15 protein-coding genes and 1 rRNA gene are annotated in these 20355 nt (G+C 68.6%); 4 read left to right on the plus strand and 12 right to left on the minus strand.

All coding sequences use genetic code 11. The annotated features are described in order from the left end of the window. The 3 genes from EV137_RS24005 to EV137_RS24015 form a co-directional block, all read right to left on the minus strand. A 16S ribosomal RNA gene (locus tag EV137_RS24005) occupies window positions 1–68 on the minus strand; the annotation flags it as partial. Window positions 69–655: 587 nt separating this feature from the next. After that, window positions 656–1948 (minus strand): tyrosine--tRNA ligase, encoded by a 1293-nt coding sequence (gene tyrS, locus EV137_RS24010; RefSeq protein WP_134130905.1) that lies wholly within the window; start codon window positions 1946–1948, stop codon window positions 656–658. Window positions 1949–2008: 60 nt separating this feature from the next. Next, the gene (locus tag EV137_RS24015; protein ID WP_134130906.1) at window positions 2009–3046 is read right to left on the minus strand and encodes an App1 family protein phosphatidate phosphatase; all 1038 of its coding nucleotides are present in this window, start codon (window positions 3044–3046) and stop codon (window positions 2009–2011) included. A gap of 109 nt (window positions 3047–3155) precedes the next feature. Here EV137_RS24015 and EV137_RS24020 point away from each other — a divergent pair, with 109 nt between their 5' ends. Further along, the gene (locus EV137_RS24020) at window positions 3156–4103 is read left to right on the plus strand and encodes an LLM class flavin-dependent oxidoreductase (RefSeq protein ID WP_238175526.1); all 948 of its coding nucleotides are present in this window, start codon (window positions 3156–3158) and stop codon (window positions 4101–4103) included. Here the strand turns inward: EV137_RS24020 and EV137_RS24025 are convergent. The 8 genes from EV137_RS24025 to argC all read right to left on the minus strand — a co-directional run bounded on the left by EV137_RS24025 (window position 4100) and on the right by argC (window position 12252). Next, window positions 4100–4774 carry a DNA-3-methyladenine glycosylase gene (locus EV137_RS24025; protein ID WP_134007524.1) on the minus strand — a complete coding sequence of 225 codons (675 nt, stop codon included), beginning with the start codon at window positions 4772–4774 and terminating at the stop codon, window positions 4100–4102. The genes EV137_RS24020 and EV137_RS24025 overlap by 4 nt on opposite strands. Before the next feature lie 303 nt (window positions 4775–5077). Continuing rightward, on the minus strand, window positions 5078–6505 hold the full coding sequence (gene argH, locus EV137_RS24030) for an argininosuccinate lyase (RefSeq protein WP_134130907.1): 1428 nt from the start codon (window positions 6503–6505) through the stop codon (window positions 5078–5080). A 10-nt stretch (window positions 6506–6515) separates the two neighbouring features. Then, window positions 6516–7025, minus strand: a complete 510-nt coding sequence (locus EV137_RS24035) for an arginine repressor (RefSeq protein WP_134130908.1) — start codon at window positions 7023–7025, stop codon at window positions 6516–6518. Further along, window positions 7022–7954 (minus strand): ornithine carbamoyltransferase, encoded by a 933-nt coding sequence (gene argF, locus EV137_RS24040; protein WP_134130909.1) that lies wholly within the window; start codon window positions 7952–7954, stop codon window positions 7022–7024. The genes EV137_RS24035 and argF overlap by 4 nt, the downstream gene beginning before the upstream one ends. Then, on the minus strand, window positions 7954–9153 hold the full coding sequence (locus EV137_RS24045) for an acetylornithine transaminase (protein WP_134130910.1): 1200 nt from the start codon (window positions 9151–9153) through the stop codon (window positions 7954–7956). Before EV137_RS24045 ends, argF begins: the two co-directional genes overlap by 1 nt. Further along, window positions 9150–10025 carry an acetylglutamate kinase gene (gene argB, locus EV137_RS24050; RefSeq protein WP_134007514.1) on the minus strand — a complete coding sequence of 292 codons (876 nt, stop codon included), beginning with the start codon at window positions 10023–10025 and terminating at the stop codon, window positions 9150–9152. Before argB ends, EV137_RS24045 begins: the two co-directional genes overlap by 4 nt. Continuing rightward, the gene (gene argJ / locus EV137_RS24055; protein WP_134130911.1) at window positions 10022–11224 is read right to left on the minus strand and encodes a bifunctional glutamate N-acetyltransferase/amino-acid acetyltransferase ArgJ; all 1203 of its coding nucleotides are present in this window, start codon (window positions 11222–11224) and stop codon (window positions 10022–10024) included. Before argJ ends, argB begins: the two co-directional genes overlap by 4 nt. Further along, window positions 11221–12252 carry an N-acetyl-gamma-glutamyl-phosphate reductase gene (gene argC / locus EV137_RS24060; RefSeq protein ID WP_134007509.1) on the minus strand — a complete coding sequence of 344 codons (1032 nt, stop codon included), beginning with the start codon at window positions 12250–12252 and terminating at the stop codon, window positions 11221–11223. The genes argJ and argC overlap by 4 nt, the downstream gene beginning before the upstream one ends. A 211-nt stretch (window positions 12253–12463) precedes the next feature. On the opposite strand from argC, the gene EV137_RS24065 reads away from it, so the two are divergent. From EV137_RS24065 to EV137_RS24075, 3 genes are read left to right on the plus strand one after another with little or no spacing between them, the layout of a single operon-like run. Then, the gene (locus EV137_RS24065) at window positions 12464–13018 is read left to right on the plus strand and encodes a carboxymuconolactone decarboxylase family protein (protein ID WP_134130912.1); all 555 of its coding nucleotides are present in this window, start codon (window positions 12464–12466) and stop codon (window positions 13016–13018) included. Beyond that, window positions 13015–13896, plus strand: coding sequence for an RNA polymerase sigma-70 factor (locus EV137_RS24070; RefSeq protein ID WP_134007505.1), 882 nt, complete (start codon window positions 13015–13017; stop codon window positions 13894–13896). The genes EV137_RS24065 and EV137_RS24070 overlap by 4 nt, the downstream gene beginning before the upstream one ends. 33 nt (window positions 13897–13929) lie before the next feature. Beyond that, window positions 13930–14448 carry a GNAT family N-acetyltransferase gene (locus EV137_RS24075; protein WP_134130913.1) on the plus strand — a complete coding sequence of 173 codons (519 nt, stop codon included), beginning with the start codon at window positions 13930–13932 and terminating at the stop codon, window positions 14446–14448. Between the two features lie 117 nt (window positions 14449–14565). Here EV137_RS24075 and EV137_RS24080 read toward each other — a convergent pair whose 3' ends face one another. Further along, window positions 14566–20295, minus strand: a complete 5730-nt coding sequence (locus EV137_RS24080) for an Ig-like domain-containing protein (protein WP_134130914.1) — start codon at window positions 20293–20295, stop codon at window positions 14566–14568. Window positions 20296–20355: the final 60 nt, after the last annotated feature.

Consider the following 20355-nt stretch of genomic DNA (forward strand, 5'->3'; position numbering starts at 1 on the left):
CGCTCGACTTGCATGTGTTAAGCACGCCGCCAGCGTTCGTCCTGAGCCAGGATCAAACTCTCCGTTGAAAAATATAGACAACCCAGACCCAAAGGCCCGGAGAGTCAACAACATCGAACTGATCCTTTGAATCAGAAACAAAACCATTACTGGCTATTGTTATCCGTATTAATTTCAAAGGAATCCGCCACAGAACACAGACAACCCACCACCCAAAACCTCGAAGAGACCAGGGTAGAAGAATCATCCAATGCCTGTGAACGGGGATACTACAATTTCGGCATTGACTTTCGGCACGCTGTTGAGTTCTCAAGAATCGGACGCACACCGCAGCTTGGCCTTGCGGCCAGGCTCCCGGGGCAACCTGCGTTACTTTACCGGACCAGATCCACCGAGTCAAGACTCAATTTTTCTGACCCTCCACCCGCGTCCAGTCGGCCGACCCGAGTCCGAGGACACGTTTCGGCTGCTCTAGCCTTGGGGGGTTCGGAGCGGCCGGCCGCTTTCGCGTCCCGCGCTTCGCTCCAACAAGAAGAACATTACGTGGCTCGCAGGTGACCGGTCAAATCGGCTCCCGGTGGGCTGAATCACAGGCTTGTAATTTGCCTTCGGCAACCCGGGTGTGGGAGTGGAGCCCACTCCCACACCGCAGCTGTCAGCCCTGCGTCGGCGCTGCCAGAACCCCTGCAAATGAACGCTTCCCACGGCGCAGCACCAGCACGCCGCCCGGCAGCAGGTCCTCCGCGGCCGGCACGTACTCCGCGTCCTTCACCTTCTCGTTGTTCAGGTACGCGCCACCTTCGGCGACCGTCCGCCGTGCGGCCGACTTGCTCGCCACCAGGCCCGACTTCACCAGCAGGTCGCCGTACGTCGGCATCGGTTCGCCGGCGCCCAGCTCCACGTGCGGTGCTTCGCGCAGTGCTGCCACGAGCGTGGAGCCGTCCAGAGACCCCAGCTCCCCCTGGCCGAACAAGGCCTTCGAGGCCTCCTGCACCCGCCGAGTCTCCTCGGCCCCATGGACCAAGGTCGTCACGTCCTCGGCCAGTACCCGTTGCGCTTCCCGTGCCTGTGGCCGTTCGGCAGTCGCCTGCCCGAGGGCGGCCATCTCTTCCGCCGTACGGAACGTGTAGAACCGCACCAGCTGCATCACGTCGCGGTCGTCACTGTTGAACCAGAACTGGTAGAACGCGTACGGCGTCGTCAGCTCCCGGTCCAGCCACACCGTCCCGGACTCGGTCTTCCCGAACTTCGTGCCGTCGGCCTTGGTCACCAGTGGCGTCGCCAGTGCATGCGCCTTGCCGGCGTCGGTACGACGGATCAGCTCGACGCCCGCCGTCAGGTTCCCCCACTGGTCGCTGCCGCCGGTCTGCAGAGTGCAGTTGTGCCGCCGGTACAGCTCGAGGAAGTCCAGCGACTGCAGCAGCACGTAGCTGAACTCCGTGTAGCTGATCCCCTGCTCCAGCCGCGCCTTGACCACCTCGCGGCCGAGCATCCGGTTCACCGGGAAGTGCTTCCCGATGTCCCGCAGGAAGTCGAGCGTGTTGAGATCCTTGGTCCAGTCGTAGTTGTTGACGATCCGGGCCGGGTTCGGCAGCGACTGGTCGAAGTCGACGAACTTCTCCACCTGTCCGCGAACCTTCTCGACCCACTCGTGGACGATGTCCTTCGGGTTGAGCACCCGCTCGGACGTCTCCTTGGGGTCACCGATCAACCCGGTGGCACCGCCAACGAGCCCGATCGGGTTGTGGCCGGCCAGCTGGAGCCGCCGCAGCGTCAGGAGCTGCAGCAGGTTGCCCATGTGCAGGCTGGGCGCGGTGGGGTCGAAACCGACATAGGAGGTGATCGGTCCCGCCGCCATCGAGGCCCGGAGGGCATCCGGATCGGTGGAGTGGGCGATCAGGCCACGGCTCTCCAGGTCGTCAAGCACCTGAGTGCGGCGTTCGGTCACTAGTTCTCTCCTCGAGTACGTCGGTCAGCACTAGTGTCCTGTACGCCGGCGTGCGGCGACTCAGGTGGGTTCGGGACGTGTCAGCACCGAGCGGAGCTGTGGACGGAGGGCATGTCCGTCCGGACCTTGCACCGTCACGGCAGTCGGCCGGTGTGGGTCGTGGGCACCAGGGTCCGGGTTAGGGACCGGTAGACCGTGCGACAGGACCTGCTCGGCCGGGGTGAGCTGGCGGATGCCGATGGCGAGCACGTGGTCGGGGTGCGTCTGCGCGAAGTCGCCGTACAGCTGGGGGTCGTGCTGGCCGTCGTCCCCGATCAGCACCCAGCGCACGTTGGGGAACTCACGCGCCAGCCGGCGCAGCGCGGTCCGCTTGTGTTCCTGGCCGCTGCGGAACCAACCGGTGTTGGTCGGCCCCCAGTCCGTCATCAGCAACGGCCCCGGCGGGTACCCGTGCCGTGCGAGGAAGCGCGTCAGCGTCGGTGCGGTGTTCCACGCTCCTGTGGAGAGGTAGAACATCGGGGCGCCCGGGTGGTCCGCCAGCAACTCCTCGTAGAGACCGGCCATACCTGGTACGACGCGGCGCGCCTGCTCGTCGCGGACGAACGTGTTCCAGGCCGCGATCAGCGGACGGGGCAGCATCGTCAGGATCACCGTGTCGTCGATGTCGCTGACCAGACCGAACGTGGCCTCCGGGTCCGGGACGAAGATCCGCGCCCGCGCCTGCCGGTCGCCATGAACGCCCAGCACGATCTCGTGCCAGCCAGGCGGCAGCACCACCGGCACGTTCAGGTCGATGAACCCGCCGCGATCGGTCACGGCGTCGAACGTCTGCCCGCCGACGGTAACCGTCACCGGCACCTTGGTCGCCGGCGCCGTCACGAACACGCGCCAGCCGCGGATCACCTGGTCCTCGTCGTACCGCGGCTGGTTGCGCGGGTCCCGCCCGAGCACCACGCGGGCCAGCACCCGGACGAACTCGGTGTTGCCGTAACCGACCTGCGGGATGATCCGCTCCTGCCAGCCACGGCGCCGAAGTACCGCCTGCAACCCGAGGTTGAACCAGTCCTCGAGACGGGACGAGTAGTGCGGACGGGCCATACCAGAAACCTACCCGCAGCACGGTCCGCTAGTCGCCCTCCCTCGCGGCGCGCGCACACCTTTGACCCGTCGTTCACGAACTGTCGGCGCTCTCCCCTACCGTCTCCCCATGACCGCCTTAGGAATGTGCTTCCCGCGTACCTACCCGGCTGCGCTTGTCACCGACGTGGCACGGCGGCTCGACCGTGGTGGCGCGGACGAGCTGTGGATCATCGAGGACTGCTTCTTCACGGCCGGACCGTCGCTGGTGTCGGCCGCGCTGACGTCGACCGAGCGGCTGACCGTCGGGCTCGGGATCGTGCCGGCGGTCGCCCGCACGGCCGCGGTGACCGCAATGGAGTTCGCGACGCTGGAGGCGCTCGGGCCGGGGCGGTTCCTGCCCGGTATCGGTCATGGCGTGCAGTCGTGGATGGGCCAGATGGGGGTCCGGCCGAAGTCGCCGCTGACTGCGCTCGAGGAAGTGACGACCAGCGTCACCCGGCTGCTCCGTGGCGAGGAGGTCAGCTTCGAGGGCAAGACGGTCTTCCTCGACAAGGTGAAGCTGGACGCACCGCCGGCGGAGGTGCCGCCGATCCTGCTCGGTGTCCAGGGTCCGAAGTCGATGGCGCTCGCGGGGCGGGTCGCGGGCGGTGTCGTGCTGGCCGAGCCGGCGACCGCGCCGTACGTGCGTCAGTCGGTGGAGTATGCCGGATCGCCCGAGGGGTTCGTGGTCGCCGTGTTCGCGGCGATGTGCGTGCGCGAAGACCGCAAAACGGCGTACGAGTGGACCGCGCCGTGGCTCGGGTGGCGGATCGGTGAGCGGCCGCCGCAGCTGACCGCGCTGCCGTTCTTCGACGAGATGAAGAAGCTGTACGACGCATCGGGCGAGGCGGGCCTGGTGGGGATGCCGAGCGACTGGTGGACCGCTATCGGGGCAATCGGCACGCTCGACGACGCGGCGGCGCATGTGGAGACACTGGAGGCGGCCGGGGTGCAGCACGTCGGGCTGTTCCCAGACCCGGAGGTGGAGCACGGGCTGCCGCAGTTGGACTACGTGCTCGAGCTGGCCAACCGCTAGGCGCGTTTTTTCGGGACATGCGGGCGGTAAGGCGAAACTGTCGGGTCGTTCGGGATCCAGAAGCGCCAGGGGCGGTCGGCGGCCTCGCGCAGGCCGACGCGTGGGCCGGTCGCGGGTACGCCGTCGAAGCCGGGACCGTCGAGTAGCTCGATCGGTGAGTTCTTCGCCAGCAGGTCGACGCCGTTGCCTTCACGTCCGATGCCCAGGGCAACACACAACCGAGCCGGCCCGCGCGCAAGATCGCGATCTGGATTGCCATTGCGTCGTTTGGCGATCGGGCCCGGTCGGATTCCGGCCGCCTGGTTGACGACGACCTTCTGCTCGGTCAGCCGACCGCGGCGGACGCGGGCGAGTTCGACGCCTTCGATCACCTCGCCGGCGCGGAGCAGGACAGCGGACGGCTGGCCTTCCGAGCCGGCGACGACGTTCATGCAGAAGTGCATTCCGTAGGTGAAGTACACGTAGAGGAAGCCGGCCGGGCCGAACATCACCGCGTTGCGCGACGTTTGACCCCGGTACGCATGCGAGCCAGGGTCGTTCGGCCCGTCGTACGCCTCGACCTCGGTCAGTCGGACCGCCACCGTCCCATCGGAGGTGGTGCTGCGCAGCACCATCCCCAACAGCCGCGGCGCCACCTCCAACACAGGACCGGCAAGCAACGAACGACGCATGCGCAGCACCCTAGATGACGCAACACCCAGCCCTCGGACGGGACCGACCTACCTCAGCCACCGTCAGAGCGGCGGTTATCCCCTCGCGTGCAGGGTTCTCCACTCATGTATCAGTAGAGAACCCCCCAACGCGCGGGAATAACCCGTCGTCTGCTCGCCGCGGGGACGGAACAAAAGTGCCAGCCGGTGACGAAAATGTTCCGGGAAGCGTGCCTTCGGGATCTGGCGCGATCGGCCGACCACGGATACCCAACGCGAGCGGATCACCAACCCTGTGCTCTATCGGTGGGCGATCGGCTCACGTCAGGTCAGGCGGGTGGTGTGGGCGGTGGCGCGGTCGCGGAGTTCAGCCAGTTGTTCGGTGACCCGGTCCTGCGCGGTTCCGCCTCGGGTGTTGCGGGAGGCGAGGGAGCCTTCGACTGTGAGGACGGAGCGGACCTCCGGAGTCAGCTCCGGCGAGATCGCGGCCAGATCCTCGTCGGTCAGGTCCCACAGTTCGATGCCGCGCTTCTCGCATTCCTGGACGCAGGCGCCGGCCAGTTCGTGGGCGACGCGGAACGGGACCTTCTGGCGGACCAGCCACTCGGCGATGTCGGTCGCCAGCGAGAAGCCCTGCGGTGCCAGCTCCTCGAGACGTTCCGCGTTGAAGCGCAGCGTCTGGATCATCCCGGTGAATGCGGGCAGCAGCACCTCGAGGGTGTCGATGGAGTCGAAGACCGGTTCCTTGTCCTCCTGCAGGTCCCGGTTGTACGCGAGCGGCTGCGCCTTGAGCGTCGCCAGCAGACCGCTCAGGTTGCCGATCAGCCGCCCGGCCTTGCCGCGGGCGAGCTCGGCGATGTCGGGGTTCTTCTTCTGCGGCATGATGCTCGACCCGGTCGAGAACGCGTCGTCCAGCTCGACGAACCCGAACTCCTTGGTCGCCCAGAGGATCACCTCTTCGGCCTGCCGGGACAGGTCGACGCCGATCTGCGCGGTGACGAACGCGAACTCCGCGACGAAGTCCCGCGACGACGTACCGTCGATCGAGTTCGCCGAGGAGTTGGTGAAGCCCAGCTCAACAGCGACGAACTGCGGATCCAGCCCGAGCGAGCTGCCTGCCAGGGCCCCCGAGCCGTACGGCGAATCCGCGGCGACCCGAGCGTCCCAGTCGGCGAGTCGATCCAGATCCCGGATCAGCGGCCACGCGTGCGCGAGCAGATGATGCGACAGCAGAACCGGCTGCGCGTGCTGCAGATGCGTCCGCCCGGGCATCGCCACACCCAGATGCCGCTCGGCCTGATCCGCCAGCGTGTTCACCTGCTCCAGCAGCAACCGGCCGATGATCCGGCCGTGTTCGCGCAGGTAGCTCTTGAACAGCGTGGCGACCTGGTCGTTTCGCGACCGCCCCGCACGCAGCCGCCCACCCAGCTCGGCACCGAGCCGAACGAGCAGACCGTGCTCCAGCGCGGTGTGCACGTCCTCGTCCTCCGTAGCGGGGAGGAACTCTCCGGACAGTACGTCGGCCAGCAGCCCGTCGAGGCCCTCCAACATCGCCGCCAGATCGTCGTCCGTGAGCAGACCCGCGCGGTGCAGCACCTTGGCGTGAGCCTTCGACCCGGCGATGTCGTACGGCGCCAGCCGCCAGTCGAAGTCCGTCGACTTGCTCAACGCCGCCAGCGCGTCGGCGGGTCCGCCCGAGAACCGGGCCCCCCACAATGCCGAATCCCGGGCGCCGCTCTCTCCAGTACTCAAGACACTTCCTCTACTTCGGTTCGCGGGCTGCGAGGGACAGGAAACGGGCGGCCAGGTCCTGACCGCCGGTCGGGTTCCGGGAGACGACCATCACGGTGTCGTCACCGGCGATGGTGCCGAGGACGTCGTCCAGGCCCACGTGGTCGATCGCCGACGCGAAGTACTGGGCCGCCCCCGGCGGGGTTCGCAGGATGACCAGGTTGGCGCTGCCCTCCGCCGACACGAGCAGCTCGGACGCCACCCGGGCCAGCCGGGCCTCGAACGCAGCAGCCTCACCGGCACGCGGCGTACGGTCACCGCCTTCACCTGGTACGGCGTACACGAGCTGGCCGGACGAGTCGCGGACCTTCACCGCACCGATCTCGACCAGGTCCCGGGACAGCGTCGCCTGCCCGACCGCCAGCCCCGACGCGGCAAGCAGATCAGCCAGCTCGGTCTGCGACCGCACCGGCTGCCGCCCGAGCAGGTCGACGATCCGCTGCTGCCGCGCAGTCTTGGTAGTCGGTACGGCGATACTCATGCCTCGAAACTCCTTGCCAGCAGCCACGACAGCAGCGCCTTCTGCGCGTGCAGCCGGTTCTCGGCCTCGTCCCAGACGACCGACTGCGGTCCGTCGATGACGGCCGCCTCGATCTCCTTGCCACGATAGGCGGGCAGGCAGTGCAGGACGATCGCATCCGGCTTCGCCTTGCCGAGCAGTTGCTCCGTCACGGCGTACGGCACGAACGGCGCTTCACGGTCAGCTGCCTCGGCTTCCTGGCCCATCGACACCCAGGTGTCGGTGGCAACGACATCGGCACCGTCGACGGCCGCTATCGGGTCCTCCGTCCAGGCAACCGATCCGCCGGTCTTCTCGGCGATCGCCGCCGCGCTCACGACCACGTCCGGATCCGGCTGGTAGTCCGCAGGCGATCCGATCACGACGTGCATGCCGGCGGTCGCGCCGCCGAGCAGGTAGGAGTGCGCCATGTTGTTGGCGCCGTCGCCCAGGTAGACCAGCTTCAGCCCGGCCGTCGAGCCCTTGTGCTGGCGTACCGTCTGCAGGTCCGCGAGGATCTGGCACGGGTGGAACTCGTCGGTCAGCGCGTTCACGACCGGCACCGACGACGCGGCCGCCATCTCCTCGATCCGCGATTGCCCGAACGTCCGCCACACGATCGCCGCGACCTGCCGGTCCAGCACCCGCGTGGTGTCCGCGATCGGCTCGCCGCGACCGAGCTGCGAGGTCTGCGCGTCGATGATCAGCGGTACGCCGCCCAGCTCCGAGATCCCGACCGCGAACGAGATCCGCGTCCGCGTCGACGTCTTGTCGAAGATCACCGCCACGGTCTTCGGACCCTCGAGCGGCTTGTGCCCGTACCGGTCCCCCGCCAGCTGCGCGGCCAGCGTCAGTACTTCGTCCTGCTCGACCGGTGACAGATCGTCGTCCCGCAGGAAGTGCCGCACCATTACGCCTCCACCTTGTCGAGCAGGCCCGGGAGGGCCGCGACGAAACTGTCCGCATCAGCCTTACTGAGGATGTACGGCGGCGCCAGCCGCAACGCGTCCGGGATGGGGTTGTTGATCACGAACCCGGCCTCCAGCGCGAGCGCCGCCACCTGGTCCGACACCGGCTTGGTCAGCTGGATCGCGAGCAGCAGCCCGCGACCCCGGACGCCCGCGATCAGCGGGTGGTCGAGCGCGATGATCGAGGACGCGAGGTGGTTGCCGACGGCATTCACCTGCGCGAGCAGGCCGTCCCTCTCGATGACGGTCAGCACCGCCAGCCCGGCGATCGCCGCGACCGGGTTGCCGCCGAACGTGGTCCCGTGGTTCCCCGGCTGCAGCAGGTCCGCTGCCGCGCCGAGACCGATGCACGCACCGATCGGGATCCCGGCCCCGAGCCCCTTCGCGACGGTCACCAGGTCCGGCGTGATCCCGTCGGCCTCGTACCCGAACCAGGTCCCGGTCCGGCCGATCCCGGTCTGGATCTCGTCGATCCACAGCAGCGCGCCGTGCTCGGACGTGATCCGCCGCGCCGCCTGCAGATATCCGGCCGGCGGTACGACGACACCGTTCTCGCCCTGGATCGGTTCGAGTACCACGGCCGCGGTCTGGTCGTCGACCGCCGCGGCCAGCGCGTCTGCGTCGCCGTACGGGACGAACTCGACGTCGCCCGGCAGCGGCGCGAACGCCTCCCGGTACGCCGGCTTCCAGGTGATCGCGAGCGCGCCCATCGACCGCCCGTGGAAGGCGCCGACCGTCGAGACGATCTTGGTCCGGCCGGTACGGCGGGTGATCTTGAACGCGGCCTCGTTCGCCTCGGTGCCGGAGTTCGTGAAGAACACCTTGCCCGGGACGTCGAAGAGACCGAGCAGCTTCTCGGCGAGCGCGATCTGCGGCGCGGAGGCGAAGAAGTTCGAGACATGGCCCAGGGTGGCGAGCTGCGACGTCACCGCGGACACCACGAAAGGGTGCGCGTGCCCGAGACAGTTCACCGCGAGCCCACCGAGCAGGTCGAGGTACTTGTTGCCGTCGGCATCCCACAGGTACGCGCCCTCGCCGCGGACCAGCACCCTCTTCGGGGCGCCGAACGTGTTCATCAGCGCACTGGAGTACCGCTCGGTGAGCGCGGCCTGCGTGCCGTCGACAGTCAGCAGTTCGGTCATGACGGGATCACCTGGGTTCCAACTCCGGCATCGGTGAAGATTTCCAGTAGCAGCGAGTGCGGCACGCGGCCGTCGATCACGGTGGCTCGGGAGACGCCGGACTGGACCGCGCGCAGGCAGGCTTCCATCTTCGGCACCATGCCGGACGCCAGCGACGGCAGCAACTCCGCGAGCTCATCGGTGTCGATCTGGGTGATGATCTCGTCGCTGTCGGGCCAGTTCCGATAGAGCCCGGCCACGTCGGTCAGTACGACGAGCTTCTCCGCACCGAGCGCCGAGGCGAGCGCCGCGGCGGCGGTGTCCGCGTTCACGTTGTGCGCGAGTCCGTCCTCGTCGGGCGCGATCGTCGACACCACCGGGATCCGGCCGGCGTCGATCAGGTCGACCACCGCCTCCGGCCGGACCTCGACCACGTCACCGACCAGCCCGATGTCGACCTGCTCGCCGTCGACCAGCGCCGTACGGCGTTCCGCGGTGAACAGGCCCGCGTCCTCACCGGACATCCCCACCGCGAACGGGCCGTGAGCGTTCAGCAGTCCGACCAACTCCCGGCCGACCTTGCCGACCAGCACCATGCCGACAACATCCATCGCCTCGGGCGTGGTGACCCGGAGCCCGCCGCGGAACTCGCTGTCGATGCCGAGCCGGCCGAGCATGTCGCTGATCTGCGGTCCGCCGCCGTGAACGACGACGACACGCACCCCGGCGTACCGGAGGAAGACGATGTCCTCAGCAAACGCTCTCTTGAGTTTCTCGTCGACCATCGCGTTCCCGCCGTACTTCACCACGACAGTCTTCCCGTGGAACTGCTTCAGCCACGGCAGCGCCTCGGTCAGTACAGCGGCCTTCTCCACCGCTTCCGGAAAGATCATGACGAGTACGCCGAGTTCTCTTCGACGTACGCGTGCGAGAGGTCCGTGGTGAGGACGGTCGCCGACGCGGGGCCGGCGTGCAGGTCGATGACCACGTCGATCTCCAGACCGCTGAGGTCCGCCTCGGAGCGGTCGACGCCCTTGCCGCCGGCGACACAGATGGCGGCGCCGTTCAGGGTGATGTCGAGCAGCGACGGGTCGAACGCGGTGGGCGCGTTGCCGACCGCCATCGCGATCCGTCCCCAGTTCGGGTCGGAAGCGAAGAACGCGGTCTTGCACAGGTTGTCCTCGGCAACGACCTTGGCGGCGGCCAGCGCCTCCGCCTCGGTCGCGGCGCCCTGCACCGTGATGCTCACGTGCTTGGTGACGCCCTCGGCGTCGGCCTGCAACTGCTTCACCAGGTCAGCAGCCAGGGCCGTGAGGGCCGTCTCGAACGCCTCGGGGGTGACCGTGACACCGGACGCGCCCGAGCTGAGCAGCAGGACGGTGTCGTTGGTCGACGTACCGCCGTCGACGTCGAGCCGGTTGAAGGTCTTGCCGACCGCGTTCCGCAGCGCGTGGTCGAGGTGCGGCTGGTCGAGGACGGCGTCGGTGGTGATCACGCTGAGCATCGTGGCCATGTTCGGCGCGCACATCCCGGCGCCCTTCGCGAACCCGCCGATGCTCCAGCCGTCCGGGTGCTTCAGCACGGCCTGCTTCGGCATGTTGTCCGTGGTCATCACCGCAGTGGCGGCAGCGAGCCCGGCGGCCGCATCATCACCGAGCGCCGCGACGGCCGCGTCGATCCCGGGGATCAGCTTGTCCATCGGGAGGCGTTCGCCGATCAGCCCCGTCGAACAGACCCCGACCTCGGCGGCACCGATGCCGAGCACCGACGCCAGCTTCTCCGCGGTCTTGTGGGTGTCCTGGAAGCCCTCGGGTCCGGTGCAGGCATTCGCACCGCCGGAGTTGAGGACGACGGCCTTCAGCTTGCCGGCGGTCAGGACCTGCTGCGACCACAGCACCGGCGCGGCCTTCACCTTGTTCGTGGTGAAGACCCCCGCGGCGACGTCGTGCGGGCCGTCGTTGACCACGACGGTGAGGTCCGGCGTACCGGCTGGTTTGATCCCGGCGATCACCCCGGCCGCGCGGAAGCCTGCCGGCGCGGTGACCCCGGCGCTCCGATCGACTTGGGTGGCTGGGGTGACGGCAAGGGTCACGGGGCGACTCCTACGAGAGGCAGGGCCAGGGTCTCGTCGAGACCGGTGGCCAGGTTCATGCACTGCACGGCGGCGCCGGCGGTGCCCTTGGTGAGGTTGTCCATCGCGGCCACGACGACGGCGCGGCCGGTGCGCTGGTCCAGGGCGATCTGCAACTGCACGGTGTTCGCGCCGAGGGTGGCCTGCGTCTGCGGCCATTGCCCCTCGGGCAGCAGGTGGATGAACGGCTCGTCGGCGTACGCGTCCTCGTAGGCCTTCCGGAGCGCGGCGTAGTCGGTGCCGTCGGCGACCGGTGCGCTGCAGGTGGCGAGGATGCCGCGAGCCATCGGCGCGAGCACGGGCGTGAACGAGACGCTCACCGGCGCATCGGCGTACGGCGTGAGGTTCTGCTCGATCTCCGGCGTATGGCGATGCACGCCGCCGACGCCGTACGCCGAGGCGGATCCCATCACCTCCGCGCCGAGCAGGTGTGCCTTCGGGGCCTTGCCCGCACCCGACGTACCGCTGACGGCGACGACCACCAACTGGGTGGGGTCGACGAGCCCGTTCTGTACGGCGGGGAGCAGGGCCAAGGTGGAGACCGTGGGGTAACACCCAGGTACGGCGACCCGGTTCGACCCGCGGAGCTTGTCGCGTTGACCCGGGAGCTCGGGGAGCCCGTACGGCCAGGCGCCGGCGTGCTCGCCGCCGTAGAACTCGACCCACGCCTCGGCCTCGATCAGCCGGAAGTCCGCGCCGCAGTCGATCACGGTGACGTCATCTCCGAGCTGCTCGGCAATGACGGCGGACTGTCCGTGCGGCAGGGCCAGGAACACCACGTCGTGACCGGCGAGGTTCTCCGCCGTGGTCTCGACCAGGATGCGCCCGGCCAGCGGCACGAGGTGCGGGTGGTGCACGCCGAGCGCCGTACCGGCGTTCCCGCCGGCGGTCAACGCGCCGATCTCCACCTCGGGGTGGCTACTCAGCAACCGGAGCAGCTCGCCCCCCGCATACCCACTGGCACCGGCCACCGCCACCGTCACACTCATGTGAATGAGTATGCCACGAAGCGGATGAATATCCAATCCCTCGCCATCACCCTCGTACCCAAATCCAACTTTGGGAACCCACCAACCAGTTTTCCGCCCGTTTCATGGTTGGTGGGTTCTCAAAGTTGAGGTTGGCGGTGTGAGCGGGGTCATGTCACACGGCGGGGGCGGGGCGTGTCCTCGGGGTGACGAACGAATCTTGGAGGTTGGGATGGCGCGGGTCGGTATGGAGCATCGGCGGTCGCTGGTGGTGCGGTTGGTGGAATGGGGCAGCCGGCGGAAGTTCCGGAAGGTGCCGGATCCGGTGAAGGTCGCGTTGCACAACCGGCGGGTGCTGCTGTCGACGACCTTGCTGGAGGCGACCGCGGAGCGGTGGAAGGCGCTGGACCCGGCGCTCAAGGCGCTCGCGGTGATGGTGACGTCGGCGCGGATCGGGTGCAGTTGGTGCATGGACTTCGGATATTGGGAGTTCCACCACCAGGGGATTGACCCGGCGAAGCTGCACGATGTGCCAAAGTGGCGGGACAGCGAGGTCTACACGGATCTGGAGCGCGCGGTGATGGACTACACCGAAGCGATGACGGCCACACCGCCGGAGGTCACCGACGAGCAGGTCGAGCGGCTGCGGCAGGACCTGAGCGAGGAGCAGCTGGTCGAGCTGACCGCGATCGCGGCGCTGGAGAACTACCGCTCACGGATCAACGCCGCCCTCGGACTGACCAGCCAGGGCTACAAGGAGTTCTGCGAATTGAGGCCGGTTCAGTGACCGAGGAGGAACTGGCCCGCGAGTTCGCCGAGCACCGGTCCGTCCTGGTCGGGGCGGCGTACCGCGTGGTCGGCAGTGTGAGCGACGCCGAGGACGTGGTCCAGGAGGCGTGGTTGCGCTGGGCCGCGATCGATCACGACGACATCCGCGACCCGCGGGCGTACCTGATCCGCATCACCACGCGTCTGGCGCTGAACCGGTTGCGCGAGCAGAAGTCCCGGCGCGAGCAGTACGTCGGCCCGTGGCTGCCGGAACCGCTGGCGACCGACGACGACCCAGCGGCCGCGGTCGAGCTCGCGGACTCGGTCAGCATGGCGATGCTCGTCGTACTCGAGACCCTTTCGCCGCTCGAACGCGCCACGTTCGTCCTCCGCGAGGTCTTCGATCTGCCGTACGACGAGATCGCGGACACCCTCGGCCGGTCCGAGGCCGCCGTACGGCAGCTCGCGCATCGGGCCCGCGAGCATGTGCAGGCGCGGCAGCCGCGGCATCACGTCGACAAGGCGCGCCACGACGAGCTGACGATGCGGTTCATGCAGGCGGCCGGGTCCGGCGACTTCGACCAGGTGGTCGCGCTGCTCGCGCCGGACGCCGTACTGATCAGCGACGGCGGCGGGAAGAAGAGGGCCGCGCTCCGGCCGATCCACGGCGCGGAAAAGATCGCCCGCTGGCTGTTCGCGGTCCTCGCGGACAACCCGGGGTTCGAGATCCGGATGGCGTCGCTGAACGACGAGCTGGCCTACGTCGCGTACTACAACGACGAGCCCGACACGGTCACGTTCATGAAGAGCACGGACGGCCGAATCACCGAGCTGTACCTGATCCGCAACCCCGACAAGCTGGGTACCGTGCCGGACCGGCAGTCGCTGGAGTCGTAAGCTATCTGCAACTCAGTCGCAGATGGAGGTGCGGTGAAATACCTTGTGACGGAACCGGAGGAGGCGCTCGCTCCGGGGTTGCGGGCGGATCTGCTGGACACCTGGGTCGCGGCGACAAACGCGGGCGGCGCGGTCGGGTACACCGCTCCGGCGCCGGTCGAGCAGATCGCGGAGAACCTCGACGGCGCCCTCGGCCGGGTCGCGGCCGGGGTGGACCTGCTCGGCGTGCTCCACAACGGTGAGCGGTACGTCGGGATGGGCATGCTGGTGAGCCGCGGCAGCGGGCTGCAGGCGCACTGGCGGACGGTGCTGCGGGTGATGGTTCACCCGGAGTGCCAGGGCACCGGCGCCGGCCGGATCCTGATGGAAGGTCTGCGCGGCTCCGCCGTCGACCTCGGCCTCGAGCAACTGCAGCTCACCGTCCGCAGCGGCCTCGGCCTGGAGAAGTTCTACGGCCCCCTCGGCTACCGCGTCGTCGGCGCCCACCCACGCGCAGTCCGCGTCGCCGCCGACGACTACCGCGACGAAATCATGATGGTGCTGGATCTATAGCCGTTCGAGCGGACGTGTGCCACTCATCAACCGCGCCTGGAGGTCGGTCGGGACGTCGGGTTGAGCGCGAGACCCGCTCAAGCGGGCCGGTTGATGAGTGCTGCAGGTCCGCAGCATCTACCTCCGCGTCCGAGCAAGAACGACCAGGGTGGCACCAAGGGCGGCCACGAGGGTGCCGAGGGTGAGGATGATGGGTGGCGGGCCGCCGGTCGCGGGAGGTTCGGCGCGGTTGAGGGTGCGGGGGGTGTCCGTGGGCTCGGCGCCGACGGTGAACTTGACCGGTGCGGTGACTGTCTCGCCGGTTTCGTCGGTCCGCTCGTAGGTGACCTTCGCGGTCCCGGTGAAGGCGGCGACCGGCTTGAGGGTGACGGTGCCGTCCGTGCCGACCGACCAGGTGCCCGCGCCGTTCGTGACGCTCTTCGCACACGTGCCGTCCGGCGTACGCAGGCAGACCGAGCTCGGCTTGATCGTGCCACTGTCGTTGAGCAACGGGTTCACCGCGACCGGGTTGCCCGGCGTACCGGTTGCCGTGTCGGGTGCGGCCTTCGCGAGCAACGGTCCCGCGACCGTGACGTCGAGGAGCGCGGTGCCCGACGTACCGTTCGCGTCGGTAACGCGGTAGGCCAGGGCACGCGTCGTACCGACGAAACCCTTGGCCGGCGTGAACCTGACCCCATCGCCGACCACGAACGTGCCTTCGTGCGGCAAGGTCACGGACTTCTTCTCCGTGCCGTCGGCCGGATCGCGCAGTACGACGGAACTCGGGCGGAGCGGCGCCGACGGGTCACCGGGCTCGTCGTTGGCGAGCACGTTGACGTCGACCGCCGTACCGAAGGCCGTCTCGGCACTGTCGTCCGTGACAACCGGCCGCACCGGCACGACCGTCACGGTGATGGTCGCGCGGGCGGAGTTCTGGTTGCTGTCCTTCACGTTGTAGGCCGCCGGTCGCGCGGTGCCTGTGAACTTCGCTTCCGGGGTGAACGTGACCTTGCCGTCGTCAACGACGTACGTGCCCTGCCCAGCGATAGTGACCCGGTCGACCAGGGCGTCACCGGCTCCGACGAGCAGCACCGATGCCGGGTCGAGGGTCGCGCCCGGACCTGGCTTGTCGTTGGCGAGCGGGTCGATCGTCACCGCGACGTGCTGCTTGGTCCGCGCCTCGTCCGGTACGGCGACCGGACGCGCCTGCACCGTGAGCGTCAGCGAACCGGAGCCGATCGTGCCGTTGCGATCGGCAACCTGATAACCGACTGGGACGGCGACCCCCGCGAACCCGTCCACCGGTGCGAACCGGATCGCACCGGACGGTTGCACCGTGAACGTCCCCTCCCCCGGCACGGCTAGCACTGCTAGCGAATCGCCGTTCACCGGGTCGATCAGCCGTACGCCGCCCGCAACGAGCGGCGCGCTCACATCGCCAGGCTTGTCGTTCATCAGTACGGCGACCGTGATCGCGGCCTCGTACGGCGTGGTCGCGACGTCGTCCTTGATCACCGGAACGACCGGAGCGACCGTCGCCGTGACAGAGGCGCTCGCCTTGTTCCCGGTCGTGTCACTGACCCGGTACGCGACCGACACGACCCCGCGGAATGCCGGCTCCGGGTCGAACGTGATCTTCCCGGCCTTCACGATGAACACGCCCTGCCCCGCGACGACCGCCCGCTGTCCCCACGTCCCGCCGTACACCTGAAGCGACGCCGGATCGAGCTGCGCGCCCGTCCCGGGCTCGTCGTTCGCCAGCGGCTCGACGGTGACCGTCACGTTCTGCTTGGTGCCGACCGGATCCGCGACCGCCTTCGGTCCCTTGCCGACCGTCAACAGCAGCAGACCTTCCGCGGTCGTCCCGTTGGCGTCGGCGATCCGGTACGTCGTCGGCGTCGTGACGCCCTGGAACCCCTTGGCCGGCGTGAACTTGACTGCGCCGTAAGCATCAACCGCGTACGTTCCCTCACCGGCCCGCGTCATCGTCTTGCCGTACTGACCGGCGGCGTCCTTCAGTACCACGCTTGCCCGCTTCAGCGGCGCCGACGCGTCGCCGGGCTTGTCGTTCGCCGGCACGTTCACCGTGATCGCATGCCCGTACGGCGTGATCGCCGAGTCGTCGACCGCGACCGGGGTGACCGGTGTCACGGTCATGCTCAACGTCGAGGTCGCGACATTGCCGTCCGAGTCCGCGACCCGGTACTGCACCGGACTCGCCTGGCCGCGGAACGCGGGCAGCGGATCGAACTCGATCGACCCACTCGGCAGCACCACATAGGTGCCCTCACGAGGAATCGTCACCTTCTTGGCGGACCCGTTCAGCCCGACGGAGCCCTTCTCGAGCTGAGCGTCGGTGCCGGGTCGGTCGTTGGACAGCACGTTCACCGTCACCGTCACGTTCTGCAGCGTCGAGGCGTTGTCGGCGAACGCGACCGGCGGCTGGCCGACGGTGACGGTGACGCGGGCGCTCGTCTTCGTCCCGTTGGAGTCGGCCACCTGGTACGTCACCGGCGTACCAGGACCGCGGAACGTCGCCGATGGCTCTGCGCGAACCGCTCCTCCGACTGCGGTGTAGACGCCCTCGTTCGGGATCGGCACCGCTGTCTTCAGCACCCCGTCGGCCGGATCGACGAGCAGCAGACTGCCCGGCACCAGCGGCGCCGTCGGGTCGCCCGGCTTGTCGTTCGCGAGCACCTGCACCGTGACGCTCTTGCCGTACGGCGTCCGCGCGGTGTCGTCGGCCGCGACCGGGGTGATCGGCGTGATCGTGACCGTGATCGTCGACCGCGCGGTCTGACCGAACAGGTCGGCGATCCGGTACGTCACCTTGGTCGCCGTACCGGTGAAGCCCGGCAGCGGGTCGACGGTGACCGTGCCGTCCGGGTTGACCTGGTAGTCGGCCTGCCCCGGGATCTTCACCAGCTTCTTCAGCGAGCCGTCGGCCGGATCCACGAGTGTGAGGCTGCGCGGATCGAGTGATGTGCCGAGGCCGGCCTTGTCGTTAGCGAGCGGCATGACCCGAAGCGGGAGGTTCTGCTTGCCGGTCGCGGTGTCGGGTGTGGTCGTCGGCGCGGGCGGTTTGGCGACCGTGACGGTCAGCGTTGCCGTGGCCGTCGTACCGTTCACGTCCGAGACGCGGTACGTGACCGGCGTCGCAGCGCCGGTGAACTTGGGCAGCGGGTCGACCTCGACCTTCCCGTCCGCCTTCGTCGTGTACGTCGCCTGACCGGGGATCACGAGGGTCGCGGTCGGCAGCTTGGTGGTCGGGTCGATCATCCGCACGGCGCTCGGAACCAGCGGCACCGACGGATCGCCGGCCGTGTCGTTCGCCAGCACCGGCACGCTCACGTTCGTGTCGTACGCCGTACCCGTGGTGTCGTCGGACGCGTCGGGCTGCACCTTGGTGACCCGTGCGGTCAACGTCGACTTCCCGACGGCGTTGTTGCTGTCGGCAACCTGGTAGCCGACCGCGGTCGCGGTGCCGCTGAACGTCGGCAGCGGCTCGAACAGCACCGTGCCGTCCGACTTCACCAAGTACTTGCCTTGGCCTGCGATGACGAGCGACAGCACAGGCTGCGTGGACGTCAGCAGGCGCACGCTGCCCGGCTGGAGCGCGGCACCCGTCGGCCCCGGCTTGTCGTTCGCGAGGACCGCGGCGACGACGGAGCGGCCCTGCACCGTGGTGATCGTGTCCGGGTTCGCGACCGGTGGGCCGGGTGCGGCGACGGAAACGGTCAGCTCGGCGCGCGTCGCCGTACCGTTCTTGTCGAGCACCTGATACGCCACCGGCGTACCCACGCCGGTGAACCCGTGCAGCGGCTGGAAGGTCACCTTGCCGGCCACGACCAGGTATGTGCCTTGCCGGGCGATCGTCACCTTGTCGACGAGCTTCTTGCTGACCGGGTCGACGAGCCGCAGCGTGGCGGGCACGAGCGGGGCGTCCGGTGAGCCTGGAAGGTCGTTGTCCAGCACGGGTACGACGAGGTCGGTGTCGAACGCGGTCGAGACCGAGTCACCGTTGGCGATCGGCGTCACCGGCGTGACCGTGACGGCGAGCGTGGACTCGGCGGTCTGGTGGGTGGTGTCGGTGACTCGGTAGCCGATCGACGTACCGACGCCGGTGAACTGCGGTTTCGGGACGAAGTCGACGCCGCCGTCGGGCTTCACGACGTACTCACCCTCGCCCGCGATCACGACCTTCTTCTTGAACGCGGAATCTGCCGGATCACGCAGTACGACGGAACCGGGCACGAGCTGCACGCCCGCGGCCGCGTGGTCGTTGGCGAGCGGCTTGACGGCCACGCTGACGTTCTGCGGCGTGGTCGCCGTATCGGGGGTCGCCACCGGACGATCCGGGAGGGAGACGGTAAGCGTCAGCTTGGCAGTGGCGGCCGTACCGTTGCTGTCGGCAACGCGATAGACAACCGGCTTGGCCGAACCGACGAAGCCCGGCACCGGTTCGACGCGGACGGTGCCGTCGGGTTTGGCGACGTACTTCGCCTGGCCGACGACGTTCACCATCTGCACGCACTTCGCACCATCGACGAGGCAGAGGGTCGCGGGCGCGAGCGGCGTACTCGGGTCGCCCGGCTTGTCGTTGTCGAGCACCGGAACGACGACCGCCGTGTTGAACCCGGTCGTCGCGGCGTCGTCGGTCAGGACCGGCGGTGGCGGCGGCGTGATCGTGAACGGATAGTCCTCGACCTCGCCGGCATCGGACGCGCCGATCGGCTTCTCGACCTGCGCATCGGTGTACCCGACCCGCACCCGCGCGTACGACGCCCCCGCCTTCGGAGCGAGCTCGGCCCACCGCAGTGTGACGGTCGCCTGGTTGGCGGCGAACGGGGCGCAGGCCCGCTCGCCCGAGTCGAAGGTTCCGTTGCCGTTGACGTCGATCCACGCACACGCCCGCCCTGCCTTCGACGTACCGGCCAACTGCAGATCGGCCGTGTACGTCGTCTGGTTGGTGCGAAGCGGTGTCAAAACGACACCGTCATCGGCCTGATCCGGTGTGGCCGGCCCGGTCGTGCCGTTCGCGACGCCGGAGTTGTCCTCGGTGACATCCTTGCCGAGCTGTACGTCGCTCAGCACCGACCACGCCGCGCCGTACGACGTCGGTGCGTCGCCGAAATCCTCGGGGACGGACGCGACGATCGAGAACGCGTCGCCGGAGGACCCGTTGTTCAGCGCGGGCAGTTTCGGATGCTTCGTGAACAGCGCCGACACGTCGAAGCCGACCTTGGTGACCACTCCGTTCACGCGGACCGATCCGCAGGCAGCGGTCGCGGAGGTATCGAGGCCGGACGGGGACTTGGTGTTCACGCAGTTCGGGCCGGTGTCGTGGTTCGCGGCGGTGATCGTGTCGCTGGTGACCGTGAGGTTGTTGCCCTGTCCGAGCTTCGTGAGGCTGAGGCCGGCGGTGGTGAGCTTCAGGACCGAGTGCAGTTCGGACTGCGCGGTCGTCCGGCCGTTCACGGTCCGGGTGACGGATCCGCCGAGGCCGCCGAGGTGCAGGACCGGGTTGCGGACGGGCTGGGAGAACGCGATCGTCACCGTGCCGCGGTCGCCGCAACCGCCAGTGGATGCGCAGTCGCCGGTGTTCACCACCAGGTCCTGCGCCGGAGCATCCTCGCCGATCGCAGGCTGGTAGGTGGTCGGTCCGGCAGTGCGGAAGCCGGCCGTCGTCGGGTCGCCGAGCTCGGTCAGCCCACTCGCAGCGATCGTCTGCCGCAGCGCCGAGCCGGGCAGTACCGTCGTCGCTTCCGTGAAGGGCGACGTCGGCAGCTGATACGCGCTCGCGGTGACGGTCCCCAGGCTCAAGAGGCCGGTGGCAAGAAGAATGGCCCCCGGTCGGGTTGCCCGCATGTGTCCCGCCCTCCCGAGCAATTCAGGTGCATTGCTGCGGCCGCGTGGCGGGCGGGCCTG

It is taken from the genome of Kribbella pratensis (genome assembly GCF_004366075.1).
GTDB classification, from domain to species: domain Bacteria; phylum Actinomycetota; class Actinomycetes; order Propionibacteriales; family Kribbellaceae; genus Kribbella; species Kribbella pratensis.